Here is a 25,106-nt window from a genome sequence, read left to right as displayed (position 1 = left end):
GAACGCGAGAGACGAGCTTCGTTCTCGCAGACAGGTTCTCGAGAGGAACAACCCGCGATGCAACGACTGTTGATAATCGGTGGTAACGGAATAATTTCGTGGTGGGTTGCGAAACGCGCCCTCGAGCGGGGGTGGCAGGTCACAAATATCAACCGTGGAGTCTCTCACGAGCGCTCGGTCGTTGACGGCATCATCGAACTTCGCGGTGACGCTGATGATCCTGGAAGCATTCGCCGCGCGATTGCCGGCCACGAGTTCGATGTAGTTGTCAATTTTCGTGCCTACAGGCCCGAGCATGTGGTGGCTGACATAGAGACGTTCGCCGGAACGATTAGCCAGTACGTATTCCTTTCGTCTGCGTCGGCATATCAGAAGCCTGTTGCAGCGCTTCCGATTACTGAGAGCACACCACTGCGAAATCCGTACTGGCAGTATTCCCGCGACAAGATCGCTGGCGAGGACCTCTTGACCGAGGCCTATCGCGAGACCGGGTTTCCGTTCACAACTGTCCGGCCGTCGCACACGTATGATGGGGGCAACATGCCTCTCATTGGCGGTTGGACATCGCTCCACCGGATGCTGGCAGGAAAGCCCATTGTGGTTCACGGGGACGGCACCACGTGGTGGACATTGACTCATTCTCGCGACTTTGCCGAAGCATTTGTCGAGCTTCTGGGTAATCCACACGTCATCGGCAGTGCCATACACATCACATCTGACGAACACCTCACCTGGAACGAGATCGTTCGCACTTTTGCTCGGCTCCTCAACGTTGAGGCGCAGATTGTGCGCGTGGCCAGCGACACGATCGCTCGCGAACTTCCAGAATTTGGCGGCCGATTACTGGGCGACTACTCGCATTCGGTCTGGTTCGACAACGCGAAGATTCGTCGGCTAGTGCCTGGATGGGTCGCGAGAACACCATTCGCCGAAGGCGCGCGCGAAATTATCGATTGGTACTCTACGGCTGAACGGCGCAAAGTGGACGAGAAGGTTGATTCAGCATACGACCACCTTGTAGCTCGGTTCGGCTGACCCATGATTCAATTCACTCGTAGTGGTTGTGTCCGCGCTATCCTTGGGCCTCAGATCACGTGAGTTTGCGGCCTCGCGTTTCGGGGAACGTCGAGACGACGATGAAGCACACGACCGAAATTCCGATCACGAGCAACGTGGGAGCTGCGTTCCACCCGGTGACGCTGATCAGAAGAGTAGCGATATACGGGGTGAACCCACCCAGGATTGCTGCGTGAATGTTGTACGGCACAGAAAGCGCGGTATACCGGATCCGCGCGGGGAAGAGCTCCGTGATCAGCGCTGCCAACGGAGCGAACATTCCCGACAGTGCCACTGACATTGGAATAACCGCGAGGATGGCGATAGGCACACTCTGCAGCGCGAACGCCATGAACACGGGATAGATCGCAATTGCCGCCAGTGAGTAGCCGCCAAGCATCACTGGCTTACGGCCAATCTTGTCTGAGAGCTTGCCCGAGAGCGGCATCATGCCCACATAGATGATCTGCATTGCCAGGGTGATCAAGAGGCCTTCGGTCGCGGTGTAAAACAATTGCGTGGCCAGATATGTCGGCAGAAACGTCATCATCACATAGAACGCGGGCGATGCTGGTAGCCAGAATGCACGGAACATGTCTTTCCAATGCAGCTGAAGTGCCTCGAGAATGGGCCGACGAGTCTTTTCTCCGGGGTTCACGACCTTTTCTGTGTACTCCGCCGTGTCGGCCAGCTTCATTCGAATGTAATAGCCCGGAATTCCGAGAAGCACTCCTGCAAGGAATGGAAGTCTCCAGCCCCATGCAGAAAGCTGGTCGGCTGTGAGAGTAGACGTAATCGTTACGCTCACAATCGTTCCGATCATCAGTCCGATAACGAGGCTGTTCTGCTGAAAGCTGCCCCAGAAGCCGCGCTTCGTCGGGGGCGCATTCTCGGTCAAGTACGCAACTGACCCGCCAAACTCGCCACCGTTGGAGAATCCCTGCAGCAGGCGAAGAACCACGAGTGCGACGACGGCGAATGTTCCGGCCGTCTCGTGGTTTGGCAGCAACCCCATTAAGAACGTTGCCGCGCACATGAGCAGCAGAGAAACCGAGAACGCCTTCTTACGACCATGCACGTCGCCGAAGTGTCCGAATACAACGGCACCCAAGGGGCGGGCGACAAACCCCACACCGAATACGGCGAACGATGAGAGCAACTGCACCGTGGGCGTGCCAGCAGAGAAAAATTGTTCGCCAATCACCACGGCGAAGTAGCCGTAGACCGCAAAGTCGTACCATTCCATCGCGTTGCCGATCATTGAGGCAAGCACGACTTTACGGGCGTCATCCACACGTGGAGCAGACGCTGTTTCAGAGTCTTGAAGATTTTTCGACATCATTGTCCATTTCTCTTAGGGTAATTAGTTCAATTCGGGGATGCCCGACGGCAATGTCCCGCCGTCGAGTAATGCGCGCGCCAGGTCGTGCAGCGACCCGAGCGCGACGCGTTGTGTGAATTGCCCGTAAGAAACCCGTGCGACACCGAGTTCCTGGAGTTGGGCCGGGGGAGGTATTAAAGGAAGGCCGATCACGCTGACTTGGCGCAAGCCGATTCCCGCGACGAGTCGTTTCACAATGTGTGCGTCGAAGTTGCCCGGTACGAAAACACAATCGGCTCCGGCATCGCAGTAGGCGCGGCCCCGCTCGATCGCGTCAGAGACCATCGCGTCCACCGGGCGGTGGCGATCAATGACGAATGCGTCGGTACGCGCGTTGACAACGACGGGAACGCCCTCTGACGCGGCACCGTCGACGGCGCTTTGAATTGCGCGCGCCGATTCGTCAAGGGGGCGAAGGCGATCTTCAATGTTGACGCCGACGATGCCGCACGACACCGCTCGTCGAACAGTTTCGCCGGCGTTACCATAGCCGTCGTCGAGGTCGGCGGTTACCGGCACGTCTACGGCTGCCGCGATGCGACGCACGACGTTGAGCATTTCGTCGAGCGGCACGTCTCCATCGAGATACCCGAGTGAGGCGGCTATCGAGTGCCCGGCCGTCGCAATTGCCTGCGTGCCTGCGAGCTCGGCAATCACTCGAGCGGATGCCGCATCCCAGACGTTGATCAGACTGAGCAACTCTGGTGCGTGATGGAGAACTCGCAGCGTCCGAGCCTTCTCGACGCGAGCGGGGACGTCAGAGAATGTATCGATCACCACGATGTCCACCCGCCATCGACGGGAATTAATGCGCCAGTCACGTAGGCACTTGCTTCGCTCGCGAGAAACACTGTGGGCCCCGATAAGTCAGCCGCAGGGTTCCCCAGGCGACCGAGAAGGGTTCGAGAACTCATCCATGTCAACCGGTCAGGGTCTTCGGCCAGCGGGCGGGTCATTGCGGTCGGGTAGAAGGTGCCCGGAGCAATGCAGTTCACGGTAATGCCCCGACTGCCCCATTCGCTTGCGAGTCCACGTGTCAGGTTGGCGACGCCACCCTTCGACGCGTAATAGGCGGGCTCAGGCATGGGTCCGGCCAGCTGTGCATATTGAGACGCCACATTGATGACGCGGCCGTAGCCACGCTCGAGCATTCCGGGTGCCACACGGTTGCTCACCAGCCACGTGCCCGTCAGGTTCACATCCATGACGTGCTGCCACTCGTCAATGTCTGTTTCGACACTGGGCTTTCGCAACATAATTCCCGCGGCATTGACGAGAATGTCGATGTGACCCCACCGCTCCTCAATGGTTGCCACGGCACGATTCACGGATGCTTGATGAGCGACGTTTCCGCTGACGGTAAGTGATTCGACGCCGTGGTCAACGATGCGCGCGGCGGTTTGTTCGGCTCGCTCACTCCCCGATTCGAGTTCGAGCACGGCGACGTCGGCACCGGCGCCAGCGAGGGCAATCGCCATCGCAGCGCCGAGCCCGCCCGCTCCGCTACCAGTGACGAGAGCATGGGCCCCGCTCAGGTCAAAGAGGTTTGTGCTCATCGTCATCCCTCAACAACGCCGCTGATCGTGACTCCGGCACCCTGTCGAATCAGCTGCGACATAGGGCATCGTTTGTCGGCGGACTCGAGCAGTTCGTCGAGCTTCGATTGATTGATCGTCTGAGAGTCGACGGCAACCTGCACATCAGAGTGAGTGACCGCCAGTGCGCCATCGACCCTGTCCAGCGACACCTCGACCGTGACGACGAGTTCGACATACGACGCATCCGCCCCGGCAAGGGCGCTCGCGAGTGACATGGCGAAGCAGGATGCGTGTGTTGACGCCAAGAGTTCTTCGGGGCTGGTGAACCCTTCCGGCTCTCCCATGCGTCGCGGAAATGTCAGCGGGAGTGAGGTTATCGCGCCGGAGCCAGCGCTGAGATAACCTTCGCCTTCCGCCAATGTTCCGGTCCATGATGTGGTTGCTGATCGAACGACCTGTGACATGCTTCTACTTCTCCTTTTGTGCTTCCATGAGCTGAGCTGCAGCATCCGCCATCACGAGGTCGCCGTACTTCATCCAAATGTCGAAGAGGGCAACCCGTCGTGAGAGTTGGATGCGGTCGGCAGTGCCATCAACGATGACGGAGCATCGATACCCCAAAGCGGCACCGTCGACGACCGTCGCGCGAACGCATCCGCTTGTTGATAAGCCTGCAACGAGGATGCTGTCGACGCCGAGCGCCGAGAGCGCGTCATGAAGTGACGTTCCTTGAAAGCAGCTAGCCGCTCGCTTCGTGACGAGAATGTCGCCGTGCTCCGGCTGCAGTTCGTCTGCGTAACGGGTGCCATCTGAGCCCTCGATGAAGTGAGGCGATGCTCCGCGCTTCTTCACGAATCCGTTGTCGCCTTCTGCCGTGCGCGGGTAGGCGATTCGGCTGAGCACAACGGGAACGCCGGCGCCGCGGGCTGTAGCCAGAACCGGGAGTGTTCGCCGTAGTGCCGCCCACGCCCCCTCGCCGCCTCCGCTTGAGTAGGTGTCGAGTTGGTCGAGAATGGGGTGGTCGAGGCCGAGATACGCGTTTTGAAAATCGACCAGAATAAGAGCTGGGCGCTCGCCGATTCCCTGCGTTGAGCCGTATTTTGTCGATTCGATGACACCTCGATCCTGCGCATCGAGGTCGGGCACGAGGGTGTCGTGCACGGCGTTCCAGTCGAGGTAACTCATCGGCGTGCCTCCGCACCGCTGTTCGGTGTACGCGCGATGAATCGGCCGACCTCGTTCGTGCAGACCGTGTCGTTCTTCAGTACAGACTGGCCGCGTTGCAACGTCTCGACAATGCGCAGGGGTAACCGCCAGTCTTCGTACGCACTGTATCCCGCGGGCCCGTGCAGTTTGGCGGCGCTGACGACCGTGCTGTCGTCGAAGTTCACGAGCGTGATGTCTGCGTCCGCACCAACCTCGATCCGCCCTTTTCTCGTGAATCCGAAAACGCGCGATGGGTTAGCGGCGAGCACGCGCACCAGGTCGCGTGGGCTGCCCCCGGCTTCTGAGAGCACTTTCCACGTCACGCCGACGAGTGTCTGCGTGCCGGGCATGCCGACGGGGATGTCGAGAAAGTCTGTCGCGGTATCTGTCTTCACCTCCCGCGTGTAGGGCGCGTGGTCCGATGAGACCACGTTGATCTCGCCGCTCAGCACGGCGTCGACAAGCGCCCGCCGGTCGTGCTCCGAACGAAGCGGGGGAGCAACCTTCACCAGCCCACCCTGACGTTCCATTTCGTCCTCGGTGAGGCTGAGGTACTGCGGGCACGTCTCGGCAAAGACAATGAGACCCTGCTGCCGCGCACGGCGAATCTCATTGAGAGCGTCTTCGCACGTGACGTGCACGACGTACAATGGCACGTCTGCCTGGTGCGCGATTTGAATGGCACGCCGCGTTGCCTCCGCCTCGAGCCATGTCGGACGGGCAGCCACGAACCGTTGCACGTGGTTCAGCGCGGGGTTGTCGCGGGCTTCGGCGGCAAGTGCCATCGACAGGTCTTCGAGTTCGGCGTGCACCATTGGCAAGCCGCCCAACTGCGAGATGTGTTTCATCGCGGCGAGCAGAAAGCCATCATCGACCATCATGCGTCTGGCCCGATTGATCATGAACATCTTGAATGATGTGACGCCCAGCTCAACCATCTCGCTGAGCTCATCAAGCGTGTGCTTCTCATCGGCAATGGCCGCGTGAAATGCAAAGTCGATGGGAGAAGTGGAGCTCGCGTCAGCGAGGCATTCCCGAACGCGCGACGCGAGCGTTGTCCCGTGCGCATTCATCCCCATCACGAAACCCGCAACCGTGGTGATCCCGCCTGCGGCAGCAGCATCAGCCATCTCGCCGAAGGTGTCTGAGTGCTTTGACCAGGTACGGAAGTGCGTGTGGGCATCGATCATGCCCGGCAGAACAGAAAGTCCGCGTGCATCCAGTGTCTGTCGAGTTGTGAGTTGTTCATGCGGTTCAGTGATGGCGGCGATCGAGCCGTTTCGGACATAGACGTTGAGAGTGCGCTCACTCTGTTCATCGACGACGGTTCCGCCTTCGATTACGAGATCGAATTCTTCGCTGTCAGACATCAGCTTCCTGCCTTTGCTAGGTCGTGGGTGATCAGATCGGTAATGAGTTCGCCGCCGCTGCTGTCGACGTAGGGTGCACGAAGTGCGGGTCCGTTCCATTCGTCGCCGATGGTGACGCCGACGAGGTAGCCGGCACCGCGCCCCTCAAATGTCGCTTCCATTGCAGAACGAGGTGCGTGGGCATCGCCCACGACGTGTACGGGGAGCACAAAGTTCAGAGCTTCGAGTTCGCGCGCCAGCCCGTCGGCGGCGATCTGGGGGCGAACGTCAACGACATCGACGTTGGGCGAGAGAGGGATGCGTGTGCCCAACGTCTCTTCTATCGCAGAGTTGTCATCAGGGACGTTGCTCAGAACGTGCAAAGCGATGCCGGCTTTCTCCAGCTGCGGGTAGAGGGAGAGGCGCGAGTAGACCGTGATGGTGGGAAACGCCGAGTCCATGGTCGTGACAATGTCGACAGTGCGACCCTTCTGTGCCAACGTCAGTGCGAGCGAGGGAGCAGCCCATCCGCCGTCATCATCCACGATCACAACGTGCGGTGCGAGAGCATCGGGGTCATTGATCGCGTTCCATGCGTTGATGCGGGAGTTCTCGGCCGGTGGGGGATAGGAACCCGTCGACAGGATGACGCTGTCGTAATGTCCCGAGATGATGTCTGCTGTGGTGATGGTTATGCCAAGGCGAAGCTCGATGTCTCTCGTCCGCACGTCGCGCTCCAGCTCATGCGTGAGCAGTCCGAATCGCTCTCTGGCTGACAGTTTCTCGATGAGACGTACCTGACCGCCCAGCTTCGGTGATGACTCCGCAAGCACGACTTTGTGACCACGATCGTGAGCGGCGATGGCGGCTTCCATTCCCGCAGGTCCGCCGCCCACGATGAGCACGTTCGAACTCTCGGTTGGCTGCGGGATGCTCGCCCATTCTGCTTCCATTCCCGTCTCCGGGTTCACGACGCAGCGAATGGGCAACGTCTTCTCAAGGCGCCCGACGCATGCTTGGTTGCACGAGATGCACGAACGAATCTGATCAGCTTGTCCCGTTGACATCTTGAGCACAAGGTCGGGGTCCGCAATGTGGGCGCGAGCCATACCGACCATGTCGGCAGAGGTCGATTCGAGAATCTCCTCGGCGGTTTCGAGATCATCCACGCGGCATACGGCGAGGATCGGCGTGCCGGCGAACTCCTTCTTGAACCGCCGCGGGTATTCCATGAAGGGTGCCGTACCGAAAGACATGTCCGCCATCTGCGTCGAGAGCGAGTACTCGCCGACATACGCCGAGTGGCTGACGTGGAGAAACGCGATGGGAAACTCCTCAACGAGGTCATGGCAGATCTGAAGCATGTCGTCGACGTCGAGCCCGCCGGCCATCATCTCGTCTGCGCTAATGCGAAGTCCGATGGGGGCGTCGATCGTGTTGAAGACGTCCTCGAGAATTTCGCGGGGAAAGCGCAGTCGATTTGCATAATCGCCGCCATAGGCATCCGTCCGCGTATTCGTGACAGGTGAAAGAAACTGCTGCAGCAGGTGTCCGTGTCCGAGATGAATCTCGGCGCCGTCGAATCCGGCGTCGATGAGCGACTTCGTCACAGTTGTGTAGGCACGAGTGAGCAGCCCAATTTCAGACGTCCGAAGTGAATGCGGAACTTCGCGACCCGACGCCCAGGGGTGCGCACTGGGCGCCCACATTCCTGTCCACTCGCTGCCGTCATGACGCCCGGTGTGCAGAACCTGAGCGAAGAGTCTTGCTCCAGCGTCGTGCACGCCATCGGCGAGGCGTTCGAAGCCACGCTGAGCTTCGGGCTCGTAACCGCCTAGCCCGAACCGTCGCAGACTCGACGGGTGCACGCGGATGCCCTCAGTGAAGATCAGCCCCGCTCCGCCACGCGCTTTACGTGTGAGGTAATCGATGTTGCGTTGGCTTATCGCGTTATCGATTGCGTAGTTGGTCGTGTGCGGCGGAACGAAAACTCGATTCTTGAGTTCGATGTCCCCGATCTTCATCGGTGCCAGCACGCGCGAGAGCGAAGAAGGATTCATTGCTACCTCAGTTTCGTGATTCTGAAATCCATCCTGAGGCGCTACATGTTCCAAGACAAGTAGATAGTTCTTAGAGAACCAATGAGTAAAATTTATGACACGGAGAGAATCCTTCTCCTGTCTGTTCGGACATCGACTCGCTAGTCGCGGAACTCGGCTTTCGTTTGCTCGATGAACGCCTGGGCGCGTCTGGTGAGCCGGGCCAGGTGCCGTGTGGCGAGGAAGATACCGAGATTGGGCACGTCGTCGCTGAACTCGCGAAGCGTCAGCTCGCGTCCCTCGTAGCTTGCGTTCACGGGTTGGCGCTGATGAAGCACTGAATAGCCGAGCCCACGTGCGGTGAACGAACGAACAGTCTCGTAATTGTTGAAGCGGTACTTGACTCGCGGGTTCACCCCATGAGATTTCAGCAGCGAGAGGTAATACTCTCCCGGTGGGGCGTAGAGAATCATGTCATGTGGCGCGAGATCCGCCATGGAAATGGTATCGAGCTGCGCGAGTTCGTGATCGGGAGAGACCAGCACGTAGGGGCGCGCTTCCATCAGACTGATCGTGTCGAGCGACTGATCGATATCGAGGTCGTACAGAACGGCGAGCTCGATCGAGCCCTGATGCAGAGCAGCGCAGAGCTCGGTTGTTCCGCCCTCAGTGATGTGCACGGTGACGTCGGGGTAGCGCTTCTCAAATGCCTCGATCACCCCGGGAAGAAGCCTCGGCCCGAGAGTCTGGTACCAACCGATAAATAGGCGCCCTCGCTCGACCGAGCCCTGAGCTTGAGCATTGTCTTCCAGCTCGCGAAAATCCGAGAGCAACCGCCGGGCATCGGCGAGCAGTTCCTGCCCCGCCACCGAGAGATGTAGCTGACGCGGGTTCGAACGCACGAATAGATCAATGCCGAGATCGGCTTCGAGTTGGCTAATGGAGAGCGAGATCGCCGACTGCGACACGAATAGCTCGGCGGCGGCCGCTGTCATGGTGCCCAGCTCGGCCGTCACCAGAAAGTACTCGAGCTGTCGGGTTGAAATAGCCATGAGCAGATCTTATGCTTTTGCCCCAACGTATGTGACCCGCTTCTCCATGCGCGGGATCTACGAACCGCCGTTACCCAGTGCATCTGCTGCGAAGCCCTATTGTGAATAGGGCCGACGTGCGAGGATCTCGGCAATGCCGAGGGAGTATCTCGAGGGTCAATACGCCAGGAGTTCTTCGATTTCTGCGGCGGAGGCTCGGAGATGCTCAAGCAACCGCGCTTCATCGTCAGTGACATCCTCCTGGCGAGTCGGGTTTATTCGCGAGAGCGGCGCGGCAAGCGAAAGTGCGCAGACGGGGTTCCCTTCTGGTCGGCGGAGCGCGACCGCGATCGCGCACATATCAATCTCTGATTCGGCTCGGTTCGTGGCGAAACCAGATTCGGCGACGTGCTGTAGCTCCGTCCAGAGCAGAGCACGGTCTTCGATTGTGTGCTCTGTCTTCCGAGCCAGGTTCGGTGCAGAATAGAGCTCCTCGAAGCGTGAACGGCTCAGGCTTGCGAGCAGCGCCTTGCCCGCTGCGGTCGAGTGCGCTGGCGGCTTCTCGCCCACACGCGTCATGACGCGCACTGCTGCATTCGACTCGACGGCGCTGAGGAAGAAGGTCTCGGTGCCGCGCACAATCGACAGGTGCACCGTCTCTCCTGAGGCATCCCTCAGTCGCCGCATGACCGGAGCGGAAACCTCGGCGCAGTGCTCGATCGCAGAAGACGTGCCGAGCATCTCGCTACCCAGTTCGTACTTGCGGCCCAAGCTCTGACGCACGAATCCCTCGTTCACGAGGGTGGCGAGCAAGCGGTGCGCCGTCGATACTCCGACTCCAAGTTCGGACGCCAAATCGCTCACGCCCATCGACGGGGAGCGCCGCAGCAGTTTGAGTGCGCGCAGCGCGTGTGTGACCGACTGCAGCGTTTCTGCCATTCGTTACCTTTCCGCTAATAGGAATCTTACATTGAAGTTTTCCTGTGTACGAAACTATGCTCGGTGTTGATAAACAATACTGGGAGACAATCTATGTTCATTGAGCAGCGCACGTACATACTCCACACCGGCGTTAAGCTCGCCGATTTCCTCGATGCCTACGAGAACATCGGTTTGCCCGTTCAGCGTCGCATCCAACGAGGTTTTTTGGGCTACTTCGTCAGTGAAATAGGAACACTCAACCAAGTGATGCATCTGTGGGCGTATGACAGCCTCGACGACCGTGACCGGCGGCGCGCCGAGGTGGCTGCCGAACCCGAATGGCAACGGTGCCTCGAAATTATCAGACCGATGATCAAATCGATGGAGAACACCATCTACAAGCCGACCAGCTTCTCACCAATTCGTAGTCTCCCTGTTGAGTGCGATGACTTTGGCACGGCGTTCACATGGCAGCGATGAAACATGTCATCGTCACCGGGGCCGGAGGCGGCATTGGTTCCGCCCTTGTTGGTGATCTGCGTGAGGATGGATACGTCGTCACAGGAATCGATGCGTCCGTTGAGTCCAGCGAACGGCTGCGGGATCGCTTCCCGGGAGTGACCGCGTTTCATGCCGATGTCACGCAAAGCAGCGAAGTCGACCGAGCCGTCGAGCAGGCCATGGATGCGCACGGAGTTCCCCACGGACTAGTGAATCTCGCTGGGGATAACCGTCTCAAGCCCCTTGAAGACATCACCGACAACGACTGGCACCACCTTGTCGAAGCGAACCTCTCATCGGCCTTCTACCTGTGTCGAGCGGTGATGCCTCGGATGCGTGAAGCCGGCGGAGGGCGGGTCATCAATACCAGCTCGATTTTCGGCGTGAGAGGCGTGAATAACGACGCTGCGTACGCAGCGGCAAAGGCGGGAGTCGTTGGCTTGACTCGGGCACTCGCCACTGAGTTTGGCCCTGCACAAGTGACGGTAAATGCGATCGCGCCCGTCGTTGTTCTCACTGAACGAGTGAAGAAGATGCCCAAAGAGCATCTCGACAAGCAGCTCTCGACGATTCCGCTCGGGCGATTCAGTACGGAGCGGGACGTCAATGCGACCATCCAGTTTCTGCTGAGCGATGGTGGCAGCTTTTACACGGGGCAGACGTTCTCACCCAACGGTGGAGATACGATGCCCTGATCTAGTGGCTTCCGAAAGCGGTAAGACGTGCGTGCTCGATGGTGGCTTCGTGTGCTGGACGATCACCAAGTGCGATTGTGGGTGTCTTCCCGATGTCGCCGATCAACAGCCCGGCGTCCTTGAACAGCATTGGGTAGTGGAAATTGTCGAAATTCGTGCTCATCCAACTCTGTCCGCTCGAGGCGTTCACAACGTCGAGGAACTGTTGCGCAGAGACATCATGCTCGACCGCCAGATCCAGCATCGCCGCGGTTGCCAGAGCGTTATATGCGCCAAGCGTATTGTTCAAGAGCTTGAGCAGCGATGGCTGCCCGTAGCGAGAAGTCCAAAAGAGCCGTTCGGCCATGTCGTCAAACCGAGAGAGGTCGGTATCCGACGGCTCGGGCCCTGCAAGCATGAGTGACATTGACCCGTCGCGTGCGCCCTGAGGCCCTCCAGAGAGTGGGGCTTCGAACACGCGCCATGACGTGGGTGTTGACGAGAGAATTTTGGCGGCATCGCTTGGAGCAAGTGTTGTGAGCACGACGATTGTTAGTCGTTCCATCGCGTGCTCCCGGAGCATCGCGAGTACCTTCTCAAGCTGATCCGCCAAACGCACAGCGATGTACACTGCATCGACAGTTCTCCAAGGCACCTCGTGGGGTGTGGATGCGACGGCCATTCCGGTCTCGTCGGCCAAAGCTTGCGCACGGCTGTTGTCAATCTCAAAGCCTGCCACGTCTCGGTGTCGCGCGAGCAATCGTTCGCCGACTGCGGCACCAATCGGGCCGAGGCCAATGATGAGCTCTGTCATCAGTATCCTTTCGATTGGCCGCCATCGACGGGGATGGCGGCTCCCATAATGTGACCCGCCTCAGGCGAGAGAAGGAAAGCGATAAGAGCAGCGACCTCGTCGGGATCGGTTGGTCGCTTCGTGGGCATCCCGGAACGCAGCTTCTCGTCGGCCTCGGCCACAGTGAGGTGGTCACGCTCGCTGGCAGCTGCGACGAGCGAGTCCCAGCGACCGGTCTGCGTCGGCCCCGGCGCTACCGCGTTGACGGTGATTCCCTCCGGAGCCAGTTGAGTTGCCGCGGCTCGCGTCAGAGCAAGCATGGCGCTGTTTGCTGCGCCCGCTACGGCCATGGCTGCTCCGGGTTCTTTACCCGCCGTGCCCGCGACGTTCACGATGCGTCCAGCCGACGAGGCACGCAGATGAGGCAACGCAGCTTGCATCACGCGCACAGCGCCGATGGCCTTCGAATCTATCGCGGAAGCCCACTCAGCGGTGCTGATCTGGTCAAAGGTGCCGGATGGCGCTGCCCCGACACAATTAACGACCGCGTCGAGCGCACCGTATCTGGCAATGACGTCAGCCACAGCGGAGGAAACAGATTCATCGTCTCGAGTGTCAAGTGAAACTGCTAATAGTGCTGAATCCGCCGATACCGCTTCGACTTCGGAGACGACGGAGCGGCCACGATCGTGGTCTCTTCCTCCGATCGCGACCGCCCAGCCGTCTCGAACGAGCCGCTCAGCGGTCGCGCGCCCGATGCCGCTTGTGCCTCCAGCGATGAACGCTATGCGTGGCATGTGCTCAGTCCCGGTAATCAATGGCGATATCGGCAATGTCCTCGTTTTCGAGATTCACGACGATATTTTCCGGCGTGCGCGTAGTGAGCCAGACGAGTTCCTGTGTCTTCGACGCGTTGCCCTCGATGTGTGGCACGAAAGGCGGCACGTACACGAAGTCACCTTCCTCCAGGTAGACGATCGTCTCGTAGCGTTCGCCATATCGGATGAACCCTCGGCCCTTCAGCACGTGTCCGCCAGTTTCGGCTTCACCGTGGTGGTGGGCCGCTGAGATCTCGCCAGGTCCCGTGTGAACGCGACCAAACCAGAGGTTCTCAACCTCGGAGTTCTCAACGCTCACCCCCGAAATGCGAATGGCCTTTGGTGTCTGGCCTGGTGCCTCGACAAGGTCCGCCTTGCGGTTCACCTTGAGAGTCTTGAGATTAGTCTGATCTGTCATTGTTCGCTCCTTTCACACAGCGATCTGATCGTCGTCTTCGACGACGGGGTTCGATAAGGTGCCGATGCCATCGATCGACACTTCGATTCGGTCTCCCGGAAACATCCATAGTTGAGGGTCGCGGGCAGCGCCAATGCCGCCCGGTGTGCCCGTGGCGATGACATCACCCGGTCGAAGGGTTGTCCAGGTAGAGATGCGGGCGATGAGTTCGGGAACGTCGAAGCACAGCTGACCAAGATCGGATTGCTGCACCACGTCATCGTTGAGAGTTGTGGTGATGCGGTGGCCCGCGAGCTCTCCAATCTCGTCTGGCGTGACGATAACGGGTCCGAATGCCCCGGACGCATCGAAGTTTTTACCGGGTGTGTACTGGTGTGTCTGCTTCTGGAAGTCGCGAATCGACCCGTCATTAAGGATGCTGTACCCAAGAATGTAGTTGTGCGCTCGTTCCGCGGCGATGCGCCTGCCCGTGCGCCCGATCACGACGGCGAGTTCGCCTTCAAAATCGAAACTGACGCTCTCGCGAGGAGCGATGAGTGACGCGTGGTTTCCCACAAGTGAATCAGCGAACCGGGCGAACACGACGGGGTGGGTCGGCGTCTCACGTCCCGTCTCGGCAATGTGGTCGAGGTAGTTGAGGCCGACGCAAAGAATCTTGTCGGCGTCAGGCACGGGTGTAAGGAGTGTCACCGCCGTCGTCGGATAGGGCTCGACAGCCTGTCTCAGCACGTCGACGCCGTGTTCGCGAAGCGCCCGCTTGAGCGACGGCATCGACGCAGGCGCAGCCAGCACGCGATCACCGTCTGCGACTCCCCAACGCGGTGAGCCGTCAAGGGTGAATGAGGCGATTCTCATGGAGGCTCCTTCAATGTGGCCAGAATGATGTGCCACCAGTCTGGTGTGAGGCGAACTGTCTGACGCTCGATTTCGGGTTGCCGTCCCGCGTAGCGGTACACGAGCTTTCCGGGTACCGGAAGCTCTTGCAATATTTTCCCGCTGTCCGGTATTGTCGCATCGACTCAACGGCGAGTTTCTGAGCCTCGCCCCTTTACGCCTGTGGAGGCCAACTATGTCCAACCGAACTACGTCGCCCGAGACGGAAGAGCTGAAGGCGCTCAATGAGAGCCTGGTCTCGAAACGGCAAGAACGCCGCGCCGTCGCTTCCGGTGCGCTAGGCTCTGCACTCGAATGGTTTGACTTTGCCATCTACGGCGCTCTGTCAGCCACGATCTTCCCCTCACTTTTCTTCTCTGGACTCGGAGAAGGTGGTGCACTTCTGGCTTCGTTCGCCACGTTCTTCGTCGGCTTTCTCGCCCGGCCGCTCGGAGCGGTGGTCTGCGGATTCCTGGGCGACCGCTTTGGCCGACGACCTGTGCTGCTCGGCTCGTTCGTTGCTATGGGCATCGCATCGTTGCTCATTGGTCTGTTGCCAACGGGGCAGGGCATCTTCATTGCTACAGTGCTCGTGTTTTTGCGCTTCATCCAAGGCTTCTCGCTCGGTGGTGAGGCAACGGGAGCACAGCTCATGACAATGGAGCATGCGGTTGGGTCGCGACGCGGCATCCTTGGCTCGTTTATGAATATCGGTTCGCCCATTAGCCAGGTGCTGGCGAATGTTCTGCTTGCGGTTCTCTCTGCAACTCTCACGCAAGAGGCGTTTGAATCCTGGGGATGGCGCCTTCCGTTCATTGCGGCGATCTTTCTCGCGCTGATTGGTCTCTACATTCGCATTCAGCTGGAAGAGACGCGCGCGTTCAAGGTACAGCAGGAGGCTGCTGCGACCCAGAAGAAGGTCAACGGCCTCACCGTACTGAAGACGCAGCCGCTCACAGTCATCCGCATGATCCTGCAGTGGGCGCCATTCGCTCAGACGTTCTACATTATTGCCATCTACGGGCTGTCTTTCATGACCAATCAAGGTGGATTCACTGAAGCAGACAGCTTTACCACACTGATGATCGCCAACTTTGTATCCATCTTCTGCGGTGTCTTCGGTGGCTGGACAAGTGACCGCATCGGACGTAAGCAGGTGATGTGGATCGGCTGTGCTGCCATGTTCGTCGGGTCGCTCGGGTTCTTCCCCGCCGTGAACTCCGGTTCGCTTGTGCTGAGCATTATGGCGGCGACTGTCGCGCTTGGCGGTGTGCAGCTCGGATTTGGCGCACAGCCGGCGCTCTTCGCCGAGCAGTTCCCCACCGCAACTCGCTTCACCGGCTCGGCACTTTCGCTCAACTTCGCAACGCTCATCTTTGCCGCGCCGGCTCCGTACATCGCGGCCTGGCTCGCTCAGCTGGGTGGTGAGAACTCGTATTGGCTGGTCATGGGAGTCAACCTGGGAGTCATCATCATGTCGGCCATCGTGACGATCTTCATCTCTGATAAGAACCGTCACCGTGATCTGGCCGCGTTCCTCTCACATCGCGACTGACTTTCAATGGTCGTAGATCCACTGGGCGTCGAGACTGGCGATGCTTACACCATCGCTAGTCTCGACCTCGGGTTGCGCGCTCTCGATCTCGTGCTCACCCGCGATCGCACGACGGTCGGAGAGCTTGCGGCTCACATGGGGATCGGTCGCTCGCGTGCGCACCGAACCCTGCGCACACTCGAATTACGTGGATACGTCTCTCCGTCGTCGACGGGTCGAGGCTTCGTCGCGGGGTCAGCGATTATGCGCATGGGAATGCCGGGCGCGACGTCCCCGAGCGAGCGATACGCGCATCGCCCAGTTCTTGAGTGCGTGCGTGAAAAGACCGGTGAAGACGTGCATGCCGCCGTTCTTGCCGGTGATCGGGTGATGGTCACCGAGGGGCGCCGTTCGCCGCGCACGCCGAGCATCGGCCTCCGAATTGGCATGGTTGCACCAGCTCACGCGATGGCTGGGGGGAAGCTGCTGCTGTCGCTTCTCGACGACGGACAAGTGCTCAGCCTTCTACCGATGCGCCTGGCGAGACTTGGGCCGCGCACGATCGTCGATCGCACGGTTTTGCTTGATGAATTGGCGGTTACCCGTGAGCGCGGCTGGGCCATGGCGCTGCAGGAGTCCGAGCGTGACGTCGACTCGATCGCGGTGCTGCTCGGCGGGCGAACCTGGCGTGACCGTGTCGCACTTGTGGTGTCGTGTCCTACGCACAGGGGAGGCGAGAAGCGCCTTCGCGAGCTGGCCGCCATCGCACTTCAGGCAGCCGGTGGGTCGTGTGAAGTACCGATTACGCAAATGAGCGAAGGAGAAGATGGATGCCTCTGAGGGAACCGCGCAGCGCGATCGTCACTGGTGGCGCCGGTGGCATCGGCACCGCGATCGGCCGTCGTCTTGCCATGGCCGGCTACATCGTGATCGTCGCCGACGCGGATGCCGCCGAAGCCGAACGCGCTGCGTCAGCTCTGCCTCCCGTCGGTTCCGGCGGGCATAGCGGAGTCGGCGGAGACCTCACAACGGTTGATGCCAATCGGACCGTGGTCGATGCCGCGAGAGAGACGGCCCCGATTGGTGCGATTGTGAATGCCGTGGGCATCTCGCCGAAGGACGATGGGCACAAACAGCCATTCTTCGACATCTCTGAGGGAGAGCGGGATGCGGTTCTGGCCGTGAACCTGAAGGCTCCGTTCCTGCTGGCGCAGCAAGCATATCCGCACCTTCCGGAGGACGGATCGGCGTCGATCGTGAACCTATTGTCGATCGTCGCGTGGATGGGCACCGGTGGGCCGGTTGATGCCTCGTTCCCACCGAACATCCCATCGTCGGCGGCTTACGCCGCGTCCAAAGGGGGCCTGCGCATTCTGACGGCATCTCTGGCTCGCGAACTAGCTCCGAAGGGGGTGCGCGTCAACGGCGTTGCCCCCGGGTTCGTCGCGACGCCGATGATGGCCGCGGTTCCAGAACACAACGTCAGCGAGCTCGCGGCCCAAGTGCCCCTCCAACGCTTCGCGACGGCAGACGAGGTCGCCGACGCGGTTGACTTCCTCGTCAGCGATCGGGCGTCGTACATTACGGGGGAAAGCATTGCGGTGAACGGTGGGTGGCACACGCTGTGATTCGGTCTGATCAGACACTTTTGTGATGCCGTCATCTAACGGGTGACTCTTGACCTCCGAGTCATGTCGCGAGCTGGCACTGGTGATGGGCGCTGACCTCGCGGTGCACCCTGACGATCTGGACTCGCCCGAGGTGTCTGCGCTGGCGGGGAGCAGGGCTTTCATTCGGTGGTGGATGCTGTCGGACGCGTCGCCATTGCGCACGACCTGTTGAATCGCATCCGCAAGGGCGGCACATGTTCCTGGTCTTCGGTGTGGCCGCGCCCGACGACACGTTCGCTCGCACGCCGCGTGAGGTCTACGACAAGGAACTCACGATTGTGGGTTCGATCATCATTCCATACACGCACGAGCGTGCGGTGGCGATGCTGCAGGCCCTCCCGCTCGACAGCATCCCCGAGCGCACCTTCTCACTTTCCGACTACGAGTCCGCCTTTGCCGCGCAGTGCGAGGGCCGCGAGAAAATCTACCTCACCCCGAATCCCGAGCCGCTCAAGGTACAAGCGCGGCAGGGTGCCAGAGATTTCGTGATATAGCTCCTGTCGTAGGGAACGACGGTGCGTAGCATCCCGGATGTGCGATATTCCGCTACTATGCTCGCTTACAGGATGCGGTGTGGCCCAATGCTCCGAACTGACCGACCCAGGCCTGCGATTGTCGAGAGGACGTTGCATTGAGAGCTCTTGCTGACAGCATTCAAGAAGTGATGGATCTACAAGTAAATTTTACCGCGACAGACTCACCAGCAATGAGACTCCGACGTGAGAAAGTCATGAGCTGGGAGGCATTGTTCGTAGGCCTACTTCCTGCGGAGAGCGATGACATTCTTGCTATTAAGGCAAGCAACGGAGCCGGAAACAACGCCAAGGTTCCTTGGGTGCGCGTTTTCAACCCTGCGCAATCTCCAAAGACAACCGAAGGCTGGTATGTCGTTTTGCTTATCGCGGCCGATGGCCACTCAGCTTCTCTAAGCCTCAATCAAGGCGTGACTCGTCTAAGCAGGGACGACGTGGACTCACGCGTCGCTGAGGCGCGGTCGATTCTGGTGCAAACCAACCTCACGAATGACTCGAGTCGGCAGTCGCGCGCATCAGAGACGATCAAGCTCGACCGTTCCGGGCTTGGTGCGAGTTACGAGAGCGGAAACCTCGTCGCGTTTGTGTATGAATCCGGAGGCGTACCCGATGATGAGGTCATCCAACAGGACCTAGCCTGGTTGCTCGAGCGTCTCGAGCTACTTCCATATTTTGAAGAGAATGCACACGAGCTAGGTATCGAACCGGGGGAACTTACCGCTAATCGTAGTGACGCGGCGCTGATTTGTTCAAAGATCTATTGGGATGAAGAGGAACTCTATCGAACCATTGAGAGCCTCATCGATGAGAGTCCGCAGATTATCTTGCAGGGGCCGCCTGGCACCGGTAAGACGTTTGTCGCGCAGCATCTAGCAGCATACTTACTCGGACAACCGGGCGAGGTCAGGGACAACCCATATATCGAAGTGGTTCAATTTCACCCGTCTTATGGGTACGAAGAGTTTGTCGAAGGGCTGCGCCCAACAGCTTCTCCTGCGGGAGTACTGGAATTCAAGGCATTCGACGGGGTCCTGTTGCGTCTTGCTGACGCAATCAACGAAGACGGGATGCCTCGCGTTCTAGTGATTGATGAGATGAACCGAGCGAACCTGCCTGTAGTTTTTGGGGAACTTATGTACTTGCTTGAGTACAGGGAACAGAGCATCCATCTCATGCACCGCGAATCGTTTTCGCTCCCCTCAAAGCTGTACATCATCGGCACGATGAACACAGCTGATCGAAGTATTGTGCACGTCGATCAGGCGCTCAGGCGGCGATTTGACTTTTTTGATCTGAATCCAAATGTAGAAATTCTCAGGCGACACTACGCTGCGGGGAACGTGAATAAAGTTGGCGAAGGACTTTTTGTAGGCTTTGAACAATTGAACACCATGCTTCGGAGCGACTTGGACCGGCACAACCAAGTTGGTCACAGCTACTTCATGCGTCCGGAGATGTCATATTCAAGACTGCGTCGAGTCTGGGAGCGACAGGTGGGGCAGCTGATTGAAGACCTTCTATTCGACCAGCCTGAGCGGCTTGACGATTACAAGTTTGAACGCTTCTGGCCAAATGACTAACTTTGTCTACCTTCGCGAATCCGAGTCGACTCGTATCGAGCTCCAGTCTGAACAATTGGACCGACTTGCAGATGTCTCAAAGCTACTGGTGGGACGCAAAGCTTGGTGGGGGGATGACGAAGCTTCTGACACCGAAAACCGCAGAATTGTGCATATAGTTCCGAGGGGCGGCGCAATCTACGAAGTCTGTGTCCGCAACGCAATCGGCGCTATCGGGCTCCCGGGACTGACACTCATCGTCATACCCAAAATTCCGCTGCCGCATTTCAACTACATTGCCGCTTGGGCGACGGGCTTGGACCCACGGCACGAGGCCGACGTCGTAGGTTTGGAGTACGGGCAGAACTTCGGCGCAATAGTTATGCGTTGGTACATCGACGCTGTTGCCTCGCTACTTCGTTACGGGTTGCACAAAGGGTATCGAGAGAGGCGCTCGACTCTTTCTTCGGTTCGAGGGCGAGTTCACGTCCAATCAACCGTTAAGAACATCTACGCAGGTAAATTAGGTATTGAGTGCAGCTACAGCGTATTCAATCGTGATTCCGCAGAGAACAGGGTTCTACTCTCGGCATGTAAGAGAGTTGCTGCGAACGCAGTGGCCTACGAATCTACCCGCCGCCACGCGAGAGAACTCATGTACTCATTCCAAGGAGTCGGTATTGCTTCGCGGCAAGATTTCCAAACCGCGAGCTCAAGGGCCGCGCCTCGATATTCGCTTCCGCTTCAACTGGCAACTGAGGTGTTAAAGAGCGCGGGACGAAACTTAGGAGACGGGATGGCCCATTCCCGCACATTCTTGGTACACACTCCGGATCTAGTCGAACGGGGAGTTCGTAATGCGTTGAACTCATTCATCTCACCGATGCAACTTCAAAGGAAGAAGCGCGTCCTGGTGCCCACATCGCTTTCAGTCAACCCAGATCTCTACTATGAACCGCCTCCGTTCACCGCAGATATCAAATACAAAGTTTCGTCAGGAACTTGGAACAGGGCAGATTTGGCTCAGTCGGTGTTCTTCGCATCGGCTTTCGGAGCTACGCAAGCTGCGGTATTGAACTTCAAAAACGATTCGACAGTCTCCCTGCCCGTCGTGCCTGTCGGCAACGTGAATGTTCATGCTTTGTCCTGGGAAATTTTCCCTGAATCAACTCCTGAACGAGCATTGCTTAAATTGGCTGCGGACTGTGAACAGCTAATGCTGAAAACAATTGGAGCGTCGACGAGTAGTGATTCGGAAACGCCCAATCGAATCATTGACGGTGCTTACTGAAACTCCCCCTTTCGCTCACCGATTCTCCCCACCCCGGGTCGCTTCCACCCATGTGGGCGCCCATGAGCGCCCATTTTGTCACTCTATCGATGGTTCAGTGATGAGGGCTGGGAGCGTGAGTACGAGCGATTCTATCGTGAAGTTGTTGGCTTAAGAGTCATGAACAGAGGCGGCCAACAGTCGAACAACTAAGCTAGGCAATGTGACCAGCGAAACAGTGATGTCCGCGTTGCGCGCATTCATCGCCGAGCGAGAATGGGCGCAGTTTCATTCGCCAGAGAACCTCGCGAAGTCGATCGCCATTGAGTCGGCGGAGCTTCTTGAGGAGTTCCAATGGTCTCCAGAATTCGACACCGATCGAGTGCGCCTTGAGCTCGCTGATGTCTTGACCTACTGCTACGAGCTTGCCGATCGGCTGGGTGTGGATCCGGACGAAATAGTGCTCGAGAAGCTTGAGATAACTCGAGCGAAGTACCCTGTCGAGGCTGCTCGTGGGCGGAGTGCCAAGTATGACCAGCTTTGAGATCGAGAAGATTCCTTTCGACGCTGACAGCATCCGAGACTATCCCGACCCCACGGGACGATTGACTAACTGGCCTGCGGTATATGCAATCAACAACCGCAAGGATGTATACGTCGGCGAAACTGGCAGTGCCCTTCTCCGGATGGCTCAGCACACCAGAGACCCGAAAAAGAAGCACCTCGATGTCGCGCGAATTCTCCTCGACGACACTTTTCACCGGTCTGCCTGTTACGATCTAGAGTCGCTGCTCATTCAATGGTTCTACTCCGATGGCGAATACACGGTCATCAATGCGAATGATGGGCACCGCAACGAACAATATGCGGGCCGTCAGGCTTTTCAGCCGCGATTCCGTGAGATTTTTGAAGTGCTCCGCAGTCGAGGCCTATTTCGACAGTCGCTCGAAGCTATTGAGAACAGCGACTTCTTCAAGCTCTCGCCCTTCAAATCGCTCGTCCCTGATCAGGAGCGCGCGGTTCACGACATTCTGGAAGCTCTATTCGACGATTTCGAAAAGAGCCAATCAACGACGATGGTCGTCTCAGGCAATCCCGGTACGGGCAAAACCGTCATTGGTATCTCGCTGGTGAAAACCCTTCGAGACATCGAAGCTGCGCGCGGTATTGACGACGCCGAGCAAGGAAGCTCAATTTCGGACTTCTTCGCAGGAGGCTATCCGGAGGCGCTCGAGGGACTTCGAGTGGGAATGGTCATTCCACAGCAGTCGCTCCGATCGTCGATTGGCCGCGTGTTCGATCGCGCTCCCGGTCTTGACCGCTCGATGGTGCTCACTGCATTCGACGTGGGAAAGGCCTCCGAACCATACGACGTTCTCATTGTCGATGAGGCGCATCGTTTGAACCACCGCGCGAATCAGGCGTCGGGCATGCTCAATAAGAGTTTCGAGGAGATCAACGAGCGTCTCTTCGGCTCAGACTCACTGGAGACTACTCAACTGGACTGGATTCGCAAACAGAGCAAGCACAGCATCCTCCTGATGGATGCTGAACAGAGCGTGCGCCCCGCAGATCTTCCGCCGGAAGTGATCGGCGAAGTTGTCGGAGAGGCGAAGGCCAGCCATCACTTCTTCCCGTTGCAGACACAGATGCGGGTGAAGGCTGGCGAGGAATACGTACGCTTCGTGAGAGGCATGCTGGCAGGGGCGCCGGCTCCGTTACCGGAGCTCGGGGAGTACGAGTTCCTTTTGATCGACGAGGTCGGCGCAATGGAGACGATGATTCGCAAGCGCAACCAAGAGTTTGGGCTTGCAAGGCTCGTTGCCGGTTATGCATGGAAATGGAAGTCTGATCCGAAAAAGAAGGGGATGAAACGTATCCCTCTCGCCAAGAGACCTTACGATATCGAAATTGAAGATCGCTACTGGCGCTGGAACTCGGCAGACACAGATTGGATTAATTCACCGGCGGCTCTAGAGGAGGTTGGCTCGATTCATACAGTGCAGGGATATGACCTCAACTACGCGGGCGTTATCATCGGTCCTGACCTGCGCTTCGACGCCGAAAATGGCAAAATACGGTTTGATCGAACTCACTACTTCGATAAGAAGGGTCTCGAGAACAACCCCAAGCGTGGAATCTCCTATACGGATGCCGACATCGAGCGGTACGTGAAGAACATCTACGCGGTGTTGCTAACGCGCGGCATCCGTGGGACCTTCGTCTACGTCTGTGACGAGCCGCTTCGCGAATACTTCCGTGCATTCATCCCAACAGTCTCATAACAGAACAGGCGTCTGCCGAATGAGCGATTCTGGACTTGTAATGGTGCTCGAGAATTGTGGCTTCGCTCCAGGGCGAGTTTCTTGGAGCAATACTCGCAACGAGAAGTGTTTTGAAGTATCCGCCGGGGGATCAGTCGAATCGTGAACTTGGCGTTGTGCTTAGCACCTGCATGAACTTGAGGCGGTAGGTCGAAATCGGCATCGTGCCCTCCGAAAGGGGTCATGACAGCATCCGGAATCGCTGGAACGATGGACGAAGCGCTCACGGAAGGCAACATAAACATGACATTTAGCGGGTACTCGGTCATTGACTTTGAAACCACAGGGCTCTCGCCCGAGTATCATCATCGCGTCATCGAAGTCGCTGTTGTTCACGTTGATCCCAATGGCGCCATTGAGGGTAGGTATGAAACTGTGCTCAACCCGCATCGGGATCTCGGTCCTGTGCATATTCACGGGTTGCGCGGGCGCGATGTGATGGAAGCTCCCACATTCGAGGAGATCGCCGGGGACTTCGTCAAGATGCTGAGGGATCGGGTGCTTGTCGCTCACAACGCCTCGTTCGAAGCGCGGTTCTTGCGCTCCGAACTGCAGCATGCTCGCTCCTTGTCGCCGGTAGCGAACAACGAAGCCTTGTGCACCATGAATCTTGCACATCTGTTTCTGCCTGGGTCGCGGCGCGCGCTCGCCGATTGCTGTGCAGCCTATGACATTGCTCTTGAGAACGCACACGAAGCGCTGGCGGATGCGCACGCAACGGCCCAGCTACTTGGAGCGTACTTGCAACAGGATTCGAATCACCCCGTGTGGGGTCGCTACCGAGAATATGCCGAGCGCTGGCAGTGGCCGTCGCTACCGGCGTCTGATACACCCTGGGTGTCGCGTACTCGCAAGAATTCAGTGGCGCGCTCATTTTTGCACGATGCCATGGCGTTGCTTCCTGACATCAACGAGCCGGATGACGGTCAACGCACTTACCTGGCGCAGCTTGACCAGGCACTCGGCGATGGGTTCATCACGCTCGCTGAGGCTGATTCGTTGCATGATCTCGCAGCTGAATCCGGTCTTGACGAACGAGCGCGGACCATGCTGCACGCTCAGTACTTTGATGACCTCGTCGCAGCGGCGTGGGCCGACGGCGTTCTGACAGACGACGAGCTCACCCAGATTGACCGAGTAGGCGAGTTGCTTGGCATCGCAGGAGAAACTCGTCGAGCCGCGCTGGTCGCTCCGGTGGCTGAGTGGGTGGAGGAGGCGTTAACTGGCGTTCACCGGGATGATGCAGCCGAGACGAAAGTCTCGTCGCCGCGGATCGTTCTCGAACCCGGAGCGCTCGTCGTGCTCACAGGGGAGATGGAGGTGCCCCGTTCGTACTACGAAACTCTTTTGACTGAGCACGGCTACATTCCATGGTCCGGTGTGACGAAGAAGGTGTCGCTCGTCGTCGCAGCAGATCCGGACAGCTTGTCAGGAAAAGCACGTAAAGCACATGACTATGGCATTCCTGTTGTCGGGGTAGAAACGCTCATTGAACTGATGCGCGCCGCTTAGCGGTTCGGCCCCAGCTGAAAACGGGTTCTGCAACTACGTGAAACTCGCCCCGCCTCCTATTTTGCTAAGGAAGACGGGGCGAGCTGCGCTGAATGAAGGTCGTTCG

At 58.6% G+C, this 25,106-nt stretch carries 25 protein-coding genes; 12 read left to right on the top strand and 13 right to left on the bottom strand.

The annotated features are described in order from the left end of the window. The first annotated feature begins 57 nt into the window (after window positions 1-57). A complete protein-coding gene (locus HCR76_RS16050; protein WP_166986945.1) occupies window positions 58-1,035 on the top strand; it encodes an NAD-dependent epimerase/dehydratase family protein in 978 nt (325 codons plus the stop codon). A gap of 55 nt (window positions 1,036-1,090) precedes the next feature. Here HCR76_RS16050 and HCR76_RS16045 read toward each other — a convergent pair whose 3' ends face one another. The 9 genes from HCR76_RS16045 to HCR76_RS16005 all read right to left on the bottom strand — a co-directional run bounded on the left by HCR76_RS16045 (window position 1,091) and on the right by HCR76_RS16005 (window position 10,539). Beyond that, the gene (locus HCR76_RS16045) at window positions 1,091-2,398 is read right to left on the bottom strand and encodes an MFS transporter (protein WP_166986948.1); all 1,308 of its coding nucleotides are present in this window, start codon (window positions 2,396-2,398) and stop codon (window positions 1,091-1,093) included. Window positions 2,399-2,419: 21 nt separating this feature from the next. Then, entirely contained in the window at window positions 2,420-3,217 is a 798-nt protein-coding gene (locus HCR76_RS16040) for an isocitrate lyase/PEP mutase family protein (RefSeq protein ID WP_434063530.1), read from the bottom strand. Then, window positions 3,211-3,993 (bottom strand): SDR family NAD(P)-dependent oxidoreductase, encoded by a 783-nt coding sequence (locus tag HCR76_RS16035; protein WP_166986951.1) that lies wholly within the window; start codon window positions 3,991-3,993, stop codon window positions 3,211-3,213. Before HCR76_RS16035 ends, HCR76_RS16040 begins: the two co-directional genes overlap by 7 nt. Before the next feature lie 2 nt (window positions 3,994-3,995). Then, entirely contained in the window at window positions 3,996-4,439 is a 444-nt protein-coding gene (locus tag HCR76_RS16030) for an OsmC family peroxiredoxin (protein ID WP_166986954.1), read from the bottom strand. Between the two features lie 4 nt (window positions 4,440-4,443). Then, window positions 4,444-5,160: a cysteine hydrolase family protein gene (locus tag HCR76_RS16025; protein ID WP_166986957.1), complete on the bottom strand. Its 717-nt coding sequence runs from the start codon at window positions 5,158-5,160 to the stop codon at window positions 4,444-4,446. Next, window positions 5,157-6,551: a dihydroorotase gene (locus tag HCR76_RS16020; RefSeq protein ID WP_166986959.1), complete on the bottom strand. Its 1,395-nt coding sequence runs from the start codon at window positions 6,549-6,551 to the stop codon at window positions 5,157-5,159. Before HCR76_RS16020 ends, HCR76_RS16025 begins: the two co-directional genes overlap by 4 nt. Beyond that, window positions 6,551-8,590, bottom strand: a complete 2,040-nt coding sequence (locus HCR76_RS16015; RefSeq protein ID WP_166986962.1) for an oxidoreductase — start codon at window positions 8,588-8,590, stop codon at window positions 6,551-6,553. The genes HCR76_RS16020 and HCR76_RS16015 overlap by 1 nt, the downstream gene beginning before the upstream one ends. A gap of 140 nt (window positions 8,591-8,730) precedes the next feature. Further along, a complete protein-coding gene (locus HCR76_RS16010; protein WP_166986965.1) occupies window positions 8,731-9,621 on the bottom strand; it encodes a LysR family transcriptional regulator in 891 nt (296 codons plus the stop codon). A 156-nt stretch (window positions 9,622-9,777) separates the two neighbouring features. Further along, the gene (locus tag HCR76_RS16005) at window positions 9,778-10,539 is read right to left on the bottom strand and encodes an IclR family transcriptional regulator (protein ID WP_166986968.1); all 762 of its coding nucleotides are present in this window, start codon (window positions 10,537-10,539) and stop codon (window positions 9,778-9,780) included. A 93-nt stretch (window positions 10,540-10,632) separates the two neighbouring features. On the opposite strand from HCR76_RS16005, the gene HCR76_RS16000 reads away from it, so the two are divergent. Together HCR76_RS16000 and HCR76_RS15995 are read left to right on the top strand one after the other, a co-directional pair. Then, window positions 10,633-11,001 carry an NIPSNAP family protein gene (locus HCR76_RS16000; protein WP_166986970.1) on the top strand — a complete coding sequence of 123 codons (369 nt, stop codon included), beginning with the start codon at window positions 10,633-10,635 and terminating at the stop codon, window positions 10,999-11,001. Beyond that, entirely contained in the window at window positions 10,989-11,717 is a 729-nt protein-coding gene (locus HCR76_RS15995) for an SDR family NAD(P)-dependent oxidoreductase (protein WP_166986973.1), read from the top strand. The genes HCR76_RS16000 and HCR76_RS15995 overlap by 13 nt, the downstream gene beginning before the upstream one ends. Window position 11,718: 1 nt before the next feature. On the opposite strand, the gene HCR76_RS15990 is transcribed toward HCR76_RS15995, so the two are convergent. From HCR76_RS15990 to HCR76_RS15975, 4 genes are read right to left on the bottom strand one after another with little or no spacing between them, the layout of a single operon-like run. Further along, window positions 11,719-12,510: an NAD(P)-binding domain-containing protein gene (locus HCR76_RS15990; protein ID WP_166986976.1), complete on the bottom strand. Its 792-nt coding sequence runs from the start codon at window positions 12,508-12,510 to the stop codon at window positions 11,719-11,721. Next, a complete protein-coding gene (locus tag HCR76_RS15985) occupies window positions 12,510-13,286 on the bottom strand; it encodes an SDR family NAD(P)-dependent oxidoreductase (RefSeq protein ID WP_166986979.1) in 777 nt (258 codons plus the stop codon). Before HCR76_RS15985 ends, HCR76_RS15990 begins: the two co-directional genes overlap by 1 nt. 4 nt (window positions 13,287-13,290) lie before the next feature. Then, window positions 13,291-13,725, bottom strand: a complete 435-nt coding sequence (locus tag HCR76_RS15980; protein WP_166986982.1) for a cupin domain-containing protein — start codon at window positions 13,723-13,725, stop codon at window positions 13,291-13,293. 12 nt (window positions 13,726-13,737) lie between these two features. After that, on the bottom strand, window positions 13,738-14,580 hold the full coding sequence (locus tag HCR76_RS15975; RefSeq protein ID WP_166986985.1) for a fumarylacetoacetate hydrolase family protein: 843 nt from the start codon (window positions 14,578-14,580) through the stop codon (window positions 13,738-13,740). 214 nt (window positions 14,581-14,794) lie between these two features. On the opposite strand from HCR76_RS15975, the gene HCR76_RS15970 reads away from it, so the two are divergent. The 9 genes from HCR76_RS15970 (at window position 14,795) to HCR76_RS15930 (ending at window position 25,000) form a co-directional block, all read left to right on the top strand. Continuing rightward, complete coding sequence (locus HCR76_RS15970; RefSeq protein WP_166986988.1) at window positions 14,795-16,153, top strand: MFS transporter; 1,359 nt, start codon at window positions 14,795-14,797, stop codon at window positions 16,151-16,153. A 6-nt stretch (window positions 16,154-16,159) separates the two neighbouring features. Further along, window positions 16,160-16,972, top strand: coding sequence for an IclR family transcriptional regulator (locus HCR76_RS15965; protein WP_166986991.1), 813 nt, complete (start codon window positions 16,160-16,162; stop codon window positions 16,970-16,972). Further along, window positions 16,963-17,760 carry an SDR family NAD(P)-dependent oxidoreductase gene (locus HCR76_RS15960; RefSeq protein WP_166986994.1) on the top strand — a complete coding sequence of 266 codons (798 nt, stop codon included), beginning with the start codon at window positions 16,963-16,965 and terminating at the stop codon, window positions 17,758-17,760. The genes HCR76_RS15965 and HCR76_RS15960 overlap by 10 nt, the downstream gene beginning before the upstream one ends. A gap of 236 nt (window positions 17,761-17,996) precedes the next feature. Next, on the top strand, window positions 17,997-18,296 hold the full coding sequence (locus HCR76_RS15955; RefSeq protein ID WP_166986997.1) for an MDR/zinc-dependent alcohol dehydrogenase-like family protein: 300 nt from the start codon (window positions 17,997-17,999) through the stop codon (window positions 18,294-18,296). Between the two features lie 137 nt (window positions 18,297-18,433). Then, window positions 18,434-19,915 carry an McrB family protein gene (locus tag HCR76_RS15950; protein ID WP_166987000.1) on the top strand — a complete coding sequence of 494 codons (1,482 nt, stop codon included), beginning with the start codon at window positions 18,434-18,436 and terminating at the stop codon, window positions 19,913-19,915. Then, a complete protein-coding gene (locus tag HCR76_RS15945) occupies window positions 19,908-21,185 on the top strand; it encodes a 5-methylcytosine restriction system specificity protein McrC (RefSeq protein WP_166987003.1) in 1,278 nt (425 codons plus the stop codon). The genes HCR76_RS15950 and HCR76_RS15945 overlap by 8 nt, the downstream gene beginning before the upstream one ends. 220 nt (window positions 21,186-21,405) lie before the next feature. Next, on the top strand, window positions 21,406-21,708 hold the full coding sequence (locus HCR76_RS15940) for a nucleotide pyrophosphohydrolase (RefSeq protein ID WP_198248228.1): 303 nt from the start codon (window positions 21,406-21,408) through the stop codon (window positions 21,706-21,708). Further along, window positions 21,695-23,449: a DUF2075 domain-containing protein gene (locus tag HCR76_RS15935; RefSeq protein ID WP_166987009.1), complete on the top strand. Its 1,755-nt coding sequence runs from the start codon at window positions 21,695-21,697 to the stop codon at window positions 23,447-23,449. Before HCR76_RS15940 ends, HCR76_RS15935 begins: the two co-directional genes overlap by 14 nt. Before the next feature lie 222 nt (window positions 23,450-23,671). Continuing rightward, window positions 23,672-25,000 carry an exonuclease domain-containing protein gene (locus HCR76_RS15930; protein ID WP_166987012.1) on the top strand — a complete coding sequence of 443 codons (1,329 nt, stop codon included), beginning with the start codon at window positions 23,672-23,674 and terminating at the stop codon, window positions 24,998-25,000. Window positions 25,001-25,106: the final 106 nt, after the last annotated feature.

The organism is Paramicrobacterium chengjingii (assembly GCF_011751765.2).
In the GTDB taxonomy this organism is placed as follows: Bacteria; Actinomycetota; Actinomycetes; order Actinomycetales; family Microbacteriaceae; genus Paramicrobacterium; species Paramicrobacterium chengjingii.
Note: the sequence above shows the minus strand (reverse complement) of the source record. Positions and strands in the feature narration are given on the sequence as shown.

What these genes read in the sequence shown, in the direction of transcription:
- HCR76_RS16020 (WP_166986959.1), bottom strand. Translation starts at nt 6,551, where the DNA reads ATGTCTGACAGCGAAGAATTCGATCTCGTAATCGAAGGCGGAACCGTC.
- HCR76_RS15985 (WP_166986979.1), bottom strand. Translation starts at nt 13,286, where the DNA reads ATGCCACGCATAGCGTTCATCGCTGGAGGCACAAGCGGCATCGGGCGC.
- HCR76_RS16050 (WP_166986945.1), top strand. Translation starts at nt 58, where the DNA reads ATGCAACGACTGTTGATAATCGGTGGTAACGGAATAATTTCGTGGTGG.
- HCR76_RS15980 (WP_166986982.1), bottom strand. Translation starts at nt 13,725, where the DNA reads ATGACAGATCAGACTAATCTCAAGACTCTCAAGGTGAACCGCAAGGCG.
- HCR76_RS15975 (WP_166986985.1), bottom strand. Translation starts at nt 14,580, where the DNA reads ATGAGAATCGCCTCATTCACCCTTGACGGCTCACCGCGTTGGGGAGTC.
- HCR76_RS16015 (WP_166986962.1), bottom strand. Translation starts at nt 8,590, where the DNA reads ATGAATCCTTCTTCGCTCTCGCGCGTGCTGGCACCGATGAAGATCGGG.
- HCR76_RS15940 (WP_198248228.1), top strand. Translation starts at nt 21,406, where the DNA reads ATGTCCGCGTTGCGCGCATTCATCGCCGAGCGAGAATGGGCGCAGTTT.
- HCR76_RS15965 (WP_166986991.1), top strand. Translation starts at nt 16,160, where the DNA reads ATGGTCGTAGATCCACTGGGCGTCGAGACTGGCGATGCTTACACCATC.
- HCR76_RS15970 (WP_166986988.1), top strand. Translation starts at nt 14,795, where the DNA reads ATGTCCAACCGAACTACGTCGCCCGAGACGGAAGAGCTGAAGGCGCTC.
- HCR76_RS15945 (WP_166987003.1), top strand. Translation starts at nt 19,908, where the DNA reads ATGACTAACTTTGTCTACCTTCGCGAATCCGAGTCGACTCGTATCGAG.
- HCR76_RS16030 (WP_166986954.1), bottom strand. Translation starts at nt 4,439, where the DNA reads ATGTCACAGGTCGTTCGATCAGCAACCACATCATGGACCGGAACATTG.
- HCR76_RS16000 (WP_166986970.1), top strand. Translation starts at nt 10,633, where the DNA reads ATGTTCATTGAGCAGCGCACGTACATACTCCACACCGGCGTTAAGCTC.
- HCR76_RS16005 (WP_166986968.1), bottom strand. Translation starts at nt 10,539, where the DNA reads ATGGCAGAAACGCTGCAGTCGGTCACACACGCGCTGCGCGCACTCAAA.
- HCR76_RS15955 (WP_166986997.1), top strand. Translation starts at nt 17,997, where the DNA reads ATGTTCCTGGTCTTCGGTGTGGCCGCGCCCGACGACACGTTCGCTCGC.
- HCR76_RS15935 (WP_166987009.1), top strand. Translation starts at nt 21,695, where the DNA reads ATGACCAGCTTTGAGATCGAGAAGATTCCTTTCGACGCTGACAGCATC.
- HCR76_RS15960 (WP_166986994.1), top strand. Translation starts at nt 16,963, where the DNA reads ATGCCTCTGAGGGAACCGCGCAGCGCGATCGTCACTGGTGGCGCCGGT.
- HCR76_RS15995 (WP_166986973.1), top strand. Translation starts at nt 10,989, where the DNA reads ATGGCAGCGATGAAACATGTCATCGTCACCGGGGCCGGAGGCGGCATT.
- HCR76_RS16045 (WP_166986948.1), bottom strand. Translation starts at nt 2,398, where the DNA reads ATGATGTCGAAAAATCTTCAAGACTCTGAAACAGCGTCTGCTCCACGT.
- HCR76_RS15990 (WP_166986976.1), bottom strand. Translation starts at nt 12,510, where the DNA reads ATGACAGAGCTCATCATTGGCCTCGGCCCGATTGGTGCCGCAGTCGGC.
- HCR76_RS15930 (WP_166987012.1), top strand. Translation starts at nt 23,672, where the DNA reads ATGACAGCATCCGGAATCGCTGGAACGATGGACGAAGCGCTCACGGAA.
- HCR76_RS16035 (WP_166986951.1), bottom strand. Translation starts at nt 3,993, where the DNA reads ATGAGCACAAACCTCTTTGACCTGAGCGGGGCCCATGCTCTCGTCACT.
- HCR76_RS16010 (WP_166986965.1), bottom strand. Translation starts at nt 9,621, where the DNA reads ATGGCTATTTCAACCCGACAGCTCGAGTACTTTCTGGTGACGGCCGAG.
- HCR76_RS16025 (WP_166986957.1), bottom strand. Translation starts at nt 5,160, where the DNA reads ATGAGTTACCTCGACTGGAACGCCGTGCACGACACCCTCGTGCCCGAC.